Origin of the sequence: Latilactobacillus sakei, from assembly GCA_002953655.1 — a bacterium.
Lineage (GTDB): Bacteria > Bacillota > Bacilli > Lactobacillales > Lactobacillaceae > Latilactobacillus > Latilactobacillus sakei_A.
The window spans coordinates 264,097-279,263 of the sequence record CP025839.1; the positions used below are offsets into that span (position 1 = coordinate 264,097).

Sequence of the window (15,167 nt, forward strand, 5' to 3'; positions counted from 1 at the left end):
ATTTTTGCTTTTTGAAAATATTTTGGAAAATCTACTGTAATTTACGCACTATCGTTAACTATTACGTACTATAATAAATATCGTAATCACAAATAATAAACGGAGGTAATCATTATGAGGAGCAAGATGCAAAATATTTTTACGATATTTATTTTGCTAGCAAGTCTAATTAGTAGTGCTGTTGCTAACGTTAATCCGGTTAATGCTAGCGCAGATTATGGCAGTAGCTTTATTACAAAAGGTGAACTACTGGATGAAGATGGTAACCCTACTACAAGTGTAGGGCAATATGATGAAACAAAAGCACATTACGAATTTGCGATTCCAGATGGGACACCGATTAAAGCTGGGGATATAATGACGGTAACGTTACCCAAGCAATTAACAGTTGCCAGAGATATTTCGTTTGATATTAAGGATAGTGCAGGAAATATAATTGGACATGCTACAGTTAGTCAAGCGACAGGAACTGTGACAGTGACATTTACTGATTTCTATGAAACACATCCTAATAATAAAAAGGGTTCCTTTGATATTACGACAAAATGGGATCAAAATGAAATTACAGTCAATACAGATGTCCCATTAGATTGGGGTTCAAATGGCTCAACTATCCATATTGGTGAAGACGAAGGTCCAGATACAAATGAAGGTTTGTATAAATGGGGAGACGTTGATGCCCAAGATCCATCATTAATCCATTGGACAGCACGAGTTAATTATAAGAAAGCAGATATTAAAAATGCGGTCTTTACAGATACCGTGGGCGCGAATCAGGAACTTGTTTCAGGCAGTGTCAAAGCTGAATATGTGACTTATACAACTGGCGACAATTATACGCACGATGCACCAGTACCTGATAGTTTAGTGAGTGAAAACGGGACAAGTGGCTTCACTATTAATTTTGGTGATTTAAAAAGTACCGTACTTATTAACTATGATACACGCGCAACTGATAACGGAACTTCCGATACCTATGAAAATAGTGCCCAGTTAACTGGGGATAACATCACGACCGAACAGGTCACCGTTAATACGCCACATACAGGTGGTAGTGGTAATGGTAGTGGGAGTAACCAAGCGGTTGAATTAACCAAAACTGATGCCGCTAATGCCGCTAAAGTGTTAGCAGGTGCGCACTTCAAACTTGTTAAAGTAGATGAAACCCCTAACAAGGTGATTAAAGACGATGTGGTAACAGACGCTAACGGGAAGTTACGTGTTGAAGGTCTATCAAATGGGAAATACCAACTAATTGAAACACAAGCCCCAACAGGTTATGAACTAGATGGCACACCAGTTGGCTTTGATATTACAGATAATCAAACTAGTGCAGTCACCGTTTCCAAACTTGATAAACAAATTTTGGGCGATGTTGTTTTAACAAAGACTGACAAAGATCAAAATCATTTGAGTGGTGCGGTCTTTGAATTACAAGATAGTACAGGTAAAGTCTTACAAAAAGATTTAACAACGGATAGTAACGGACAGATTGCAGTTAAAGATTTACCATATGGCAGTTATCAATTTGTCGAAACTAAGGCCCCCGATGGTTACAATCTTGATACGACACCAAAGTCTTTTAAGATTGATGGGACCGAAAAAACGGTCAATATTTCAATGGTTAATCAATTAACACCAGGTAGTGTGATTTTAACTAAGAAAGATAGTAAAGATAGCTCTGTGTTACAAGGTGCTGTTTTCGAATTACGGGACGCTTCAGGTAAACTACTTCAAAGTGGTTTAACCACTAATGCTTCAGGACAATTAGAAGTGAAGAACTTAACGCCCGGGAAATATTATTTTGTTGAAACCAAAGCCCCAACAGGTTATGACATCAGTAAAAAACATCATGACTTCGAAATTAAAAAGGGTCAGGCAACAGCAACACCTGTTGCGGTAACCAATCAATTAACACCAGGCAGTGTGATTTTAACAAAAAAAGATGCTGATAATGGTGCTGTCCTTCAAGGCGCTGTTTTCGAATTGCAAGATGCTTCAGGCAAAGTGCTTAAATCCGGCTTAACAACGGATGCTTCAGGTAAATTAGAAGTAACTGATTTGGATCCTGGTAATTATCAATTGGTTGAAACCAAAGCGCCAGCAGGGTATGAATTAGATGCAACACCGCAAAAAATCATAATTAAAAAGGATCAAAAAACAGCGTTTAAAATTGAGATGACCAACAAATTAACACCAGGGAGTGTCGTCTTAACGAAAAAGGATGCTGAAGATGGGACCGTCTTACAAGGGGCCGTTTTCGAAATTCAAGATGCATCAGGAGCAGTCATTAAATCAGGCTTAACAACCGATGCCGCAGGTAAATTAGCTGTTAATGATTTGAAACCCGGCAAGTATTATTTTGTTGAAACCAAGGCCCCAGCCGGTTACGACTTAAATAAAACACCAAAAGAATTTGAGATTACAAAGGGTCAAACAACAGCAACACCCGTTGAGATGACCAACAAATTAACACCAGGGAGTGTCGTCTTAACGAAAAAAGACGCTGAAGATGGGACGACATTACAAGGGGCCGTTTTCGAAATTCAAGACGCATCAGGAGCAGTCATTAAATCAGGCTTAACAACCGATGCCGCAGGTAAATTAGCTGTTAATGATTTGAAACCAGGTCAATATTACTTTGTCGAAACCAAAGCCCCAGCCGGTTACGACTTAAATAAAACACCAAAAGAATTTGAGATTACAAAGGGTCAAACGACAGCAACACCCGTTGATATGACCAACAAATTAACACCAGGTAGTGTTGTTTTAACGAAAAAGGATGCCGAAGATGGGACGACATTGCAAGGTGCCGTTTTCGAAATTCAAGACGCTTCCGGAACAGTCATTAAATCCGGTTTAACAACGGATGCTTCAGGCAAGTTAGCCGTTAATGATTTGAAGCCAGGCAAATATTACTTTGTTGAAACCAAAGCCCCAGCCGGTTACGACTTAAATAAAACACCAAAAGAATTTACAATTATAAAAGGTCAAAAATCAGCGGTTTTAATTGATATGGTTAATACCCAAACACCGGGCAGTGTCATTTTAACTAAAACAGATGATAAATCAGGTGCCACATTACAAGGCGCTGTGTTTGAACTTCAAGATCAAAACGGTAAGACACTTAAAACAGGTTTAACAACCGATGCCGCAGGTAAGTTAGCGGTTAATAATCTTAAACCAGGGACCTATCAATTTGTTGAAACCAAGGCACCCACGGGCTATGACCTTGATAAAACACCAGTTAAAGTCGTTATTACAAAAGGCCAAACATCAGCTGCTCAAGTTACTAAAACAGATCAATTAACACCAGGGAGTGTTATCTTAACCAAAGCAGATAACAAAACAGGTGAAACATTACAAGGTGCGGTCTTTGAACTTCAAGATCAAACTGGCAAAGTACTACAAAGTGGTTTAACAACCGATACAACCGGGCAAGTCGTGGTCAAAGACTTAGAACCTGGTGATTATCAATTTGTTGAAACTAAAGCCCCAACTGGCTACGATCTAGATCAAAAACCAGTTAAATTTACGATTAAAAAAGGGCAAACGACTGCTGTTAAGGTTGCAAAAGCTGATCAATTAACACCAGGCAGTGTGCTCTTAACGAAGACCGATAATAAGTCAGGGATTACTCTACAAGGGGCAATCTTTGAACTCCAAGATCAAAACGGTAAAGTATTACAAAGCGGTTTAACAACCGATGCAACCGGGCAAGTTGTGGTCAAAGACTTAGAACCTGGCGCTTATCAATTTGTTGAAACCAAAGCACCAACTGGCTATGACTTAGATCAAAAACCAGTTAAATTTACGATTAAAAAAGGTCAAACATCAGCGATTAAAGTCACAAAGGCTGATCGATTAACACCAGGCAGTGTTATTTTAACCAAGATTAACAATAAAAATGGTGCGACATTACAAGGTGCGGTCTTTGAACTCCAAGATCAAAATGGTAAAGTGCTACAAAGCAATTTAGCAACGGATGCAACTGGTCAAATCGCTGTTAAAGATTTAGAACCAGGTGATTATCAATTCGTTGAAACCAAAGCACCAACTGGCTATCAACTTGATAAAACAGCTGTTAAGTTCACCATTACAAAGAATCAAAAGACAGCTATTAAAGTGACAAAAGCCGATAAAGCAATTCCAGGCAGCGTCATCTTAACGAAGAAGGACGATCAAACAGGTGCATCACTTGCGGGTGCCGTCTTCAAGATTGTCGATGCCAATCAAAAAGTGGTTAAAGAAAACTTGAAATCAGACCAAAATGGTCAAATTATCGTCACAAACCTTGAACCGGGTCAATATTCATTTATTGAAACCAAGGCCCCAACTGGTTATGTGCTAGATGCAACACCGGTTCAATTTACGGTTAAAGCACAAAAACAAGCGGTCCAAGTCAATAAAGAAAACAAACAAAAACAACACGAAGTACGCCTTGAAAAACGTGATCAAGCAACCAACCAATTATTAGCAGGTGCGGTTTTTGAATTACGTGATCAACAAGGTAAAGTGTTACAAAGTGGTTTAACAACTGATAAATCAGGGGTGCTCTTATTAACTGACTTGAAAGTTGGTCAATATCAATTGGTTGAAACTAAAGCGCCAACCGGTTATCAATTAGATAATTCACCATTGCACTTTACAATCACTAAGCATCAAGATAGTCTGACATTAATCAAATATAATGTGCGCCAACCAGAAAAACCAACGGTGCCAACAGATCCTGAAAAGCCAACAACACCAACCAAACCAGTAACACCTACAACACCAACCAAGCCGGTTAAACCAACAACGCCAACCAAACCTGCTAAACCAGGTACTAAATTACCACAAACTGATGCAGACACGAATAATGGCTTACTTTATCTAGGCTTAGAATTAATTATGGTTGTTAGTTTGGCTTATTGGCAAATTAATAAGAAAAAACACGAGCAATAAAAATATAAACGGATGGGGTTAGCTATGAATTTTAATTACCTATTAACTGAAGATGACCGGTATAAATACTATATCCTACAGTACCTAGAGCTTAATAAGAAGAACTACCTTTCTGTAGAATCAGTATGTGAGTTTGCGGGTCTATCGAAATTTAAGGTTAAGAAGTATTTAGGTGAATTAAATAATGATCTCCAAACGTTGCAGATTACCAATGCGGTTCAGTTGCTTGATAATAATGAAGTTGCGGTCCACTCCCTCACCACGATGATTGTGAAGAAAGCGCGTCTAGCATACTTGCAAAAATCCGGAATCTATCTATTATTGCAAAACGCATTGACCGATGGGTTAGGGGTAGAAGCGCTTGCCAAGCAAAATTTCTTAAGTAAGTCATATGTTTATCTACTGAAGAAACAACTCTCTAAGATTTTAAAAGAGTATCACATTGAGTATCGAAACAATGCACTTCGGGGGAGCGAACTGGCAATTAGGAACCTGCTCTATACTATTTATTACGATTTTTATAACGGGTTGGGACAACCATTTTCAGAAGCGATTGAAACTCAGATTGAACAACTCAAGCAACAAATCATGCGATACTATCCCCTCAAACTATCATTGATTAAAACGATTAAGCTCAATCTTTTTCTGGGCGTTTTAATTCAGCGATTAAAAAAAGATTGTGCGATTGATGCTACCACGTTCACAACGATTGATGAGCAAAACGACGCTTTTTCAATCAGTCAGATCATCAATGGTCGTAAAGATGAAATTGTCGATATTCAAGAGCGAGATTGGTTATTAACTTTTCTATATGCTGAAAATATGACGACCTGTTATCTCGGACGATCGGTTGTTCAACAAGTTAAGCCAATCGAAGATGGTACCAAGGCAATCTGCGCAACAATTATGACGGAACTGGCACTACCGATAACAGTTGAGAAGAATTTGTACCACCAGTTGCTGACGACTAACTTACGGTTTGCGCTCTTTTACGTAGAAGCAAGTACATTTACGTCTAAGCGTCAAATTAGATTTTTTGAAGAGAGTTATCCAACTGGTAGTGCAGTCGTTTCAAATCATTTAGAGGCTTTTATGGCCGAGGCAATGATCAACCCCCGCCTACAAGTCAGCCTTTTTTACAGTTATCTATTTGCGATTATTGAGAGTGTCCCTTATCAAATGTTGAATCCATCGATTTATGTTTGTGTCGATTTCAGTAATGGCGAAGCCTATACGCATTACATTGAAAAACAGATTATGGGTTTTAAGAATTTAAATATCGTGTTGGAAGAAAACGTAACCCAGAGAACACAGTTATATGTATCTGATTTTGCCCAAGAAATTTTAAAGATTGATCAGATTATCTGGAAGAACCCCCCAAGTACGGATGATTGGGGCGACTTCGGCGATTTGATTGTGAAGATAAAAAAGGAATTGGTTTTAGATGAAACGATTCATTAAGAGTTTCCTATTACTGGCGTTAATTATGGCGCAGGCAACTAAACCTTACTTATTTTGGGCTAAGGAAAAACGCCAATTAACAGAACACCGCTTAGCAGATCAAGTCGAATCGCAAGATGACACAATCGTCCAACTGACAAAACACAATCACCGGATTGACCAACATCGTCGCCAAGCAGTATTCAGAGACACGACTGAACTGATGGAGAGTAATATTATGAAAATAGAAGAGTCTGTTAAACCAAGTGGTGAACAGCAAAATAGTGAGTTAGGACGTTTATTTAGCCGCCTAGCTGAGACTATTTTATTCGGAGAAAAGCACAAATAGAAAGGAATTAGGCTATGAGAATCGAATCGGATGCACAAGGTATGATGAAATTTAATCAAATTTATCAATGGTTAACGAATGATTTACGCCCCTTTTTAGGTGAAATCAGTCAAAAACATCATTTAACGTATGATCAATACATCTTATTAAAATCAATTCAAGACCAAAAACATGTTTCAGGTAGTGAACTTGCGGCGGGGCAACATGTGTCGCGCGCCGCTATCTCACGGCGGTGTCGTGAGTTGCAATTGTTGGGCTTGATTGAAGGGATTTCAAGACAGGAACCAGATTACCGGTTAACTTACTTTGAAGTTTCAAAGCATGGCGAGGAAGTCTTGTTTGAATTGAACCAAACCTATGATAAGTGGGTTGAAATGGTGAATGAAAAATACGGTCAAGATAAATTTGCCCAACTGGTTGCACTAGCAGATGAACTCGTTGAACAAGCAAGTGTCATCAAAAAACGGCTTGCATAGTTGTTTTTAAAATAGACCTGAGAGGGTCTATTTTTTTGCCTTAAAGTAGTTTAAGGCATTGCTTTTCGTTGATAATTAAGGTGGTTTAATATGGCTTTTCCGTAACTAATGAAGATGCTAAAGTAAGGCTATTCATTAGTATGAAATTGCATTAATTTATTTTTGGGAGGCTTTATTGTGAAAAGTTTAAAATCAAAATTAGCAACTAGTTTATTAATTTCAGGGATGGTTCTACCAGCAATCAGTCCAGTAGTAACCTCAATGGCGGCGACACCGGTAGCGGCAACAACACAATCAGCAACTGCTAAACCAACTAGCACACGCGGTTATGTGGTTGAAAATACAACGACGGTTGATTTGAGTAAGGCATCAAGTGCTGCTTATAAAGTCGCATTACCAGATGGTTTTACGTTTAATTTATCAATGAGTAAAGATGGTGTGAGTGCTCAAGGCTCAATCTTTGATGCGACGGGTTCAAACTTTAACGACAATCAAATTTTATTAGGGGACGCTAACTATCTCCAAGCCAATACAACCATGCAATACTTTGTCAAAGTCGGTTCGACTTGGCATTTGCGGGCTTTGAAGTTTGTTAATAATAAGGCGACTGCCGGTGTGAAAGATTTTTATTTTGATACGACAACCCTCGATCAATCAGCATTGGCAGATAAATATGATGCGATTAAACAAACAATTGCACCCGGGGTTGATGTTAAAATTAATGCAACAGCTTCAAAAGATATCGTTGAAATGGCAACCATTCAATATATGATTACTGCCGAAGGTACAAACGTCCCAGATTTCAATTATGAAGGTGTTAATGAACATCAGGGCTACGTAACCAGTCCCGCTTATTCGAATACTAAGGAAACGACATTTACTTTCTCATATTTCAATGAACAAGGTCAAATGATGACGGCTGTTTTACATTTCCAAAAAAATGATGTTAAACCAGTAGCACAACCGGTCACAGTTAATTACGTGGATGCCAATGGTCAAAAATTAGCAGACAGTGATACTTTGAAAGGTAACGTGGGTGCGAGCTATCAAACAGCCGCTAAAACAATTGCCGGTTATTATGTCGTCACAACGCCAGCTAATGCCAAAGGGACTTTTACCGATAAGGCGCAAACCGTGACTTATACGTATGAAAAAGATGCTGTGACAACCCCAGCCGCTAAAGCCGTCACAGTTAATTATGTTGATGCGAATGGTCAAAAATTAGCAGCCAGTGAGACGCTTAACGGCAAGGTGGGTGCAGCTTATCAAACAACCGCGAAGACGATTGCCGGTTACCATGTTGCCCAAACCCCAGTCAACGCTAACGGGAGCTTTACCGATAAGGCACAAACCGTGACTTATACGTATGAAAAAGATGCTGTGACAACCCCAGCTGCTAAAGCGGTGACGGTTAAATACGTGGATGCGAATGGTAAAGAAATTGCTAAAGAAGACGTTTTAACCGGGCAATTAAACGCCGCTTATCAAACAGCCGCTAAAACGATCGCTGGTTACAAATTAGTGAAGACTCCAGCCAATGCCAAGGGTCAATATACAACGTCAGCACAAACCGTTGTGTATGAATATCAAAAAGAAGCGACCACACCAGTCCCTGATACAAGCGTTAAAATCACTGCCATTTACGTTGATCAACAAGGCCACGAATTGACAACGGCTCTGACAAAGGTTGGTCATCAGGGGGATCGCTATAAGGCAACGGCTCCAACGATTAAAGGTTACGAACTAGTTGCAATGCCTAAAAATGCCTCAGGGGTTTTAGACAAGGATGATGTCACAATTAAATTCGTATACCGTAAAGTGACAACCAATCACCAAACACCAAATAAGGATCAGACATCAAACCCAAATCAAACCCAAACAGACCATCACCAAACAACAACACCAGATCACCATTCAAAAGGACAGGTGACAACAACTAAGCAACAACCTGCTAAGAAAGCTAAAAAACAATTACCACAAACCAGCAGCACAACAACGATTGCGGCATCAGTAATGGGGATTGCCTTAGTCGCTTTAGCCGGTGTACTTGGCTTTTATAAGAAACTAAGAAAAACAAATTAATGCGCTAAAAAAACTGCCTCGCTTTTTATCAAAGCGAGGCAGTTTTTTTGTCGTTTTAAGTTAATTATTAACACACAAGGTACAAGTTAATGTAGTTAGTCTTCATAATTTTGCAGATCATCAAAAAGTGTGGAAAAACACTGCGATAATAATCTTTAACGAGGCTAACAATTAATTTATACTCAAGTTTGTATTGTGGTAAATCAAATTTAAACATAATTAGGAGGCAATTTAGATATGAAAAATAGAATCACTAAGATTGGTTATATTTTTATCATGCTACTAACAATTTTTGCACAATCGGGGATTGCGACTGCAGCAGCAACCCTAAGTTCAAAAAATGTTCGAGTAGCTGGTGACGATCCAGGTGTGACAATTACTGCGCCCGAAGTGATTAGCTCTAAGCAGCGAGTTGAGTTAGATGTTACGGTTAGTTATTCAGCCGGAAAAATGGATACCGATGGTAAGCTTAAAGTTAAGATACCTAAGAGTATTGTTAATAGCTCTGTAGATATTGTTAACGACATCAAAATCGGGGATCCTTTTTATCTGGAAGATCCTGCGTTAGTGGATGATGGTAGTGGTAATTATGTATTAAATATCGCGATTGATCACACTAAAATTGATCAAACGACCGCTAATGGTGCTACTATCAAAATCTTCTTTGCCGCTCCGTTTATGGACGCTGGTTCAGGACAGGAATTTCCAGACGCAGTCGATTTTGAGGCAACTTTGTCAAAAGACAAAAATGTGGTTAGTACCGATACAGCTAATTCCAAGGTGAATGTTGGGACTTCCGGGAAGCCACTGTTAATGAAGTATGCGACACAGCCAGATGCAATTGTTAACGGTACTAATGCATCAATTCAAAGTATGACAAAGCCCAATGCTAATATTTTTGTTATTCCAATTAATTATAACCAAACGGAAATTAAGAACGCTAAAATTGTAGATACACTACCGTTAGATACCGAACTTGTTGATCCCAATCCACATATTCCGGCAACCGGTGATGCAACGGTGATTAATCATTTTAGAATTGCTAAAGTAACCGGACGACGGGCTGATGGGGTCCCGATTGCTTGGCAGTATGTCACTACACAATTCGCCAATAAAATTACATTGACAAGTAGTGGTTTTTCAATTGATTTTGGTGATATTGGTAAGGATGATGCTTATGTTGTAATGTACGCTGAAAAAATCCAAGGCAATCCAACCCCAGAAGAGTTTGGGGTTCGGAAGAACGTGGTTACGCTCTATAGTGATGATCAAGCAGTTAAAACTGCCCAAAAAGCAATCGCTTTGAAACAAGATGACTATCAAGCTGTTTCCTTGAGTAAATCAGTTAGTCAAGCCACAATTGCTTCTAAATCAGGTGACATGACCTATTCATTGACGCTTAAAAATAATAGTGGCGATGTTAAGGCGGGGACAATCATTACGGACCCGCTACCTGAGTTTACAAAATTTACTAAAACGGAATCGTTGGATAGTAACTATTTCGAAGAAGTTGGTTATGATGTAGCAAGTAATACAATTAAATATAGATTAATTAAAGACTTACCCCTTAATACTGCGGCTAAGATTAGTTTTAAGGTGCATTATGAAAATTTAACAGGCCAATCGGGCGATAAGATTGTTAATAAAGCTTCTTTTAACTATGCGGGCTCTGATATCTATAGTAATGATGCCACTACCATGCTAGATGGGAGTGCGCACCTATATAAAAAAGATGCTGCAACCGCTAATCCATTAGCAGGTGCAGAATTTAAAGTTGTCGATAAATCGGGCCAAACGGTTGCCTCGGGATTAGTTTCTGATAAAAACGGCTTGGTTAATTCCGGTCTATTAGAACCGGGTGACTATCAATTTATCGAAGTTAAAGCCCCAACTGGCTATGTCTTAGATAAGACACCGATTGATTTCACGGTGACTGCTGGGCAAGATCAAGCAATTGATTTAACGGCAGTTAATAAGACAATCACCGGTAGTGTGCTTTTAACGAAGACTGATGATCATCAAAAGGCACTTCAAGGAGCTACTTTTGAACTTCAAGATCAACAAGGGAATGTCCTTCAAAAAGATTTGAAAACAGATGCCAACGGACAGATTAAGGTAACTGACTTAAAAGCTGGTGACTATCAATTTATTGAAACCAAAGCCCCAGCTGGTTATGAATTAGATGCCACACCGGTGACATTTACCATTCAGAAAAATGATGCCGCAACAGTTAAAATTAATAAAATTAATCACCTGATACCTGGAGATGTGTTATTAACAAAAACCGATCATAAGGATGGCCATGCCCTTCAAGGTGCCATCTTTGAACTACAGGATAAATCAGGTAAGACGCTACAACAAGGATTAACGACGGATGCTAAAGGTCAATTAACCGTCAAAGGGTTACAACCTGGCGATTATCAATTTGTTGAAACCAAAGCGCCAGCTGGTTATCAACTAGATAAAACGCCCCAACTCTTCACGATTAAAAAAGATCAAACAACCATCGCTAAAGTTAATGTCGAAAATACATTGACACCAGGCAGTGTTATCCTAACAAAAGTCGATGCAAAAGATGGTGCCACTCTTCAAGGGGCTGTTTTTGAACTACAAGACAGTCGGGGGAAAACAGTAAAAACAAACTTAACAACGGATACCAAAGGCCAATTAGTCGTTAAAGATTTAGAACCAGGTGATTATCAATTTGTTGAAACCCAAGCACCAAATGGCTATCAGCTAGATCAAACACCGCAACCGTTCACGATTAAAAAAGGCGATAGTACAATTGCTAAAGTAACCGTTAAAAATACTATGACGCCTGGAAGCGTCGTTTTAACTAAAATAGATGCGAAAGATAATAGTCAATTACAAGGCGCCGTTTTTGAATTACAGGATAGCCAAGGTCAAGCTTTGCAATCAGGGTTAACAACAGATGCTAACGGACAAGTTGTGATTAAGCAATTAGCGCCTGGCGATTATCAATTTGTTGAAACTAAGGCGCCGGCTGGGTATCAATTAGATACGACACCGCAACCATTTACAATTGTTAAAGGGCAAACGGCTGCTGTTAGCGTTAAAATGGCTAACAAGTTAGTACCGGGGGATGTGGTTTTAACAAAAGTGGACCAAAGAGATAATACACCTTTACAAGGTGCCGTCTTTAAACTACAAACTAAAGCTGGTAAAACAGTGAAGACCGGTCTAACAACGGATGCGGCTGGCAAAATTGCCGTCTCTGATCTAGAACCTGGTGATTATCAGTTTGTTGAAACCCAAGCGCCTACTGGTTATGATTTAGAGCAAACACCAGTCTCATTTACGATTAGTAAAGGTCAGACAACAGCTGTGAAAGTCACCAAAAATAACCAATTAACACCAGGGAGCGTCGTTTTAACCAAAAAAGATAATCAAACGGGTGCTGTTTTACAAGGTGCGGTATTCGAATTACGCGATAAAGCAGGTAAGACACTTCAAAGTGGCTTAACAACTGATGTGACAGGTAAGTTGGCTATTTCGGATTTAGACCCTGGTGATTATCAATTAATTGAAACTAAAGCGCCAACCGGCTATCAATTGGATCAAACACCGATTAACTTTACAATTAAGAAAAACCAAGGCACAGCGCTTCAATTAACGAAGATAAATAAATTAACGCCAGGTAGTGTTATATTAACGAAGGTCGATCAAAAAGATGGTCAACACCTTCAAAATGCGGTCTTTGAACTCCAAACAAAGGCAGGAAAGGTGCTTCAAAGTGGTTTAACGACAGATGCTGCCGGGCAAATTGCCATTAAAGATCTAGATCCTGGTGATTATCAATTTGTCGAAACCAAAGCACCAACTGGTTACGATTTAGACCAAACACCAGTCTCATTTACGATTGTTAAGGATCAAAAGACAGCAGTTCAAGTCACAAAAGCTGATAAGTTAACAGTTGGTGGTGTGATCTTAACTAAAGTAGACCAAAAAGATAATACACCTTTACAAGGTGCCGTCTTTAAACTACAAACTAAAGCTGGTAAAACAGTGAAGACCGGTCTAACAACGGATGCGGCTGGCAAAATTGCCGTCTCTGATCTAGAACCTGGTGATTATCAGTTTATTGAAACCCAAGCGCCAACTGGCTATGATTTAGAGCAAACACCCGTGTCATTTACGATTAGTAAAGGACAGACAACGCCAGTCAAAGTAATGAAGACTAACCAGTTAACAAAAGGTGGGGTTCTTTTAACCAAGACGGATCAAAAGAGCGGTGAAACCTTACAAGGTGCCATTTTCGAATTACAAGATCAAAATGGTAATTCATTACAAGTAGGCTTAACGACGGATAAAGCTGGGCAAATCGCTGTTTCAGATTTGACACCTGGTGATTACCAATTGATTGAGACCAAAGCGCCAACTGGCTACCAATTAGACCAAAAACCGGTCAAATTTACGATTAAGAAAAATCAAACGTCAGTCATTAAGTTGACTAAAACCAACCAATTAACGCCAGGTAGTGTGATCTTAACGAAACAAGATCAGCAAACTGGAACGCATTTACAAGGCGCTGTTTTTGAATTACAAGACAGTCAAGGCAAGACCCTACAAACTAATTTAATCACGGGGACGACAGGACAAATTGCCGTGAAGGATTTGGCACCTGGCGACTATCAATTTGTCGAGACCAAAGCGCCAACCGGCTATGACTTAGATCAAACACCGGTTAAATTTACGATTAAAAAACACCAAACAACAGCAGTAACAGTCGTTAAAAATAATCAATTGACCGCTGGCAGTGTTATTTTGACGAAACAAGACGATCGTACAGGTGAAACTTTACAAAATGCAGTCTTTAGCTTACAAAATCAGCAAGGTAAAACAATTAAGACTGGGTTAACAACCGATGCCACTGGCCAGATTGCCATTAAAGATTTAACCCCTGGCAATTATCAATTCGTTGAAACCCAAGCGCCAACCGGCTATCAGTTAGATCAGTCACCGGTTAAGTTTACGATCGTTAAAAATCAAAAAACTGCCATCAAGCTAATCAAAACAGATAAGGTCATTCCAGGCAGTGCTGTCTTAACAAAGGTGGATAAGCAAACAGGTGAAACCTTAGCAGGTGCCGTCTTCAAACTCGTTGATAGTCATCAAAAAGTCATTGCCAAGAATTTAAAATCAGACGCAGCCGGGAAAATTGCAGTTTCTAATTTAGCGCCCGGTCAATATTCATTTATTGAAACCAAAGCGCCAACCGGCTATCAGTTAGATAGTACGCCAGTGAACTTTATTGTGATGAAACAACAACCATCAAGTACGGCGGTTAATGTTCAAAAAACCAATCAACAAAATGATCATGAAGTACGATTAGCCAAAAAAGATCGCCAAACGGGTCAGTTATTGGCAGATGCGGTTTTTGAATTACAAGATGAAAAAGGTCATGTTTTGAAAGAACAGTTGATAACAGATCAGTCTGGTATCTTGTTGATTAAAGGTTTAAAAACAGGTGATTATCAATTGGTTGAAACCAAAGCCCCAGCGGGGTATCAATTAGATCAGACACCGGTTAAATTTACAATTGACCGTAATCATTCAAGCTTGTCATTAGTCAAAGAAAATCAAAAAGTATTAGACCCAAGTACACCAGCTTTACCGACACCACCAACCGATCCAGTTGCGCCAACTAAACCAGGTCATAGTAAACCAAGTCATAAGGATAACGCAAAGTTACCTCAGACTGGTAGCACGGCAGATATGACAATTTTAGGACTACTAGTTCTTTTAATAGCAGGTGGTTTATATCGTACAAAGCGGCGTGTTAGTCGTCGTTAGACTACTAAAATAATAGATATAACATTAATAGTTCTATCATTTTTTATTAGAGTAAATGGAGT

Annotated in this window: 6 protein-coding genes; all 6 read left to right on the plus strand. The window is 39.2% G+C overall.

Features of this window, described 5'->3' with window-relative positions:
- Window positions 1-114: 114 nt before the first annotated feature.
- The 6 genes from C0213_01180 (at window position 115) to C0213_01205 (ending at window position 15,105) form a co-directional block, all read left to right on the plus strand.
- A complete protein-coding gene (locus C0213_01180; protein ID AUX11112.1) occupies window positions 115-4,944 on the plus strand; it encodes a hypothetical protein in 4,830 nt (1,609 codons plus the stop codon).
- A gap of 12 nt (window positions 4,945-4,956) precedes the next feature.
- Entirely contained in the window at window positions 4,957-6,405 is a 1,449-nt protein-coding gene (locus C0213_01185; protein AUX11113.1) for a hypothetical protein, read from the plus strand.
- Window positions 6,389-6,733: a hypothetical protein gene (locus C0213_01190; GenBank protein AUX11114.1), complete on the plus strand. Its 345-nt coding sequence runs from the start codon at window positions 6,389-6,391 to the stop codon at window positions 6,731-6,733. Before C0213_01185 ends, C0213_01190 begins: the two co-directional genes overlap by 17 nt.
- A gap of 14 nt (window positions 6,734-6,747) precedes the next feature.
- Window positions 6,748-7,209, plus strand: a complete 462-nt coding sequence (locus C0213_01195) for a hypothetical protein (GenBank protein AUX11115.1) — start codon at window positions 6,748-6,750, stop codon at window positions 7,207-7,209.
- Between the two features lie 177 nt (window positions 7,210-7,386).
- Window positions 7,387-9,291, plus strand: coding sequence for a hypothetical protein (locus C0213_01200; GenBank protein ID AUX11116.1), 1,905 nt, complete (start codon window positions 7,387-7,389; stop codon window positions 9,289-9,291).
- A gap of 237 nt (window positions 9,292-9,528) precedes the next feature.
- A complete protein-coding gene (locus C0213_01205) occupies window positions 9,529-15,105 on the plus strand; it encodes a hypothetical protein (GenBank protein AUX11117.1) in 5,577 nt (1,858 codons plus the stop codon).
- Window positions 15,106-15,167: the final 62 nt, after the last annotated feature.

What these genes read in the sequence shown, in the direction of transcription:
- C0213_01180 (AUX11112.1), top strand. Translation starts at nt 115, where the DNA reads ATGAGGAGCAAGATGCAAAATATTTTTACGATATTTATTTTGCTAGCA.
- C0213_01185 (AUX11113.1), top strand. Translation starts at nt 4,957, where the DNA reads ATGGGGTTAGCTATGAATTTTAATTACCTATTAACTGAAGATGACCGG.
- C0213_01190 (AUX11114.1), top strand. Translation starts at nt 6,389, where the DNA reads ATGAAACGATTCATTAAGAGTTTCCTATTACTGGCGTTAATTATGGCG.
- C0213_01195 (AUX11115.1), top strand. Translation starts at nt 6,748, where the DNA reads ATGAGAATCGAATCGGATGCACAAGGTATGATGAAATTTAATCAAATT.
- C0213_01205 (AUX11117.1), top strand. Translation starts at nt 9,529, where the DNA reads ATGAAAAATAGAATCACTAAGATTGGTTATATTTTTATCATGCTACTA.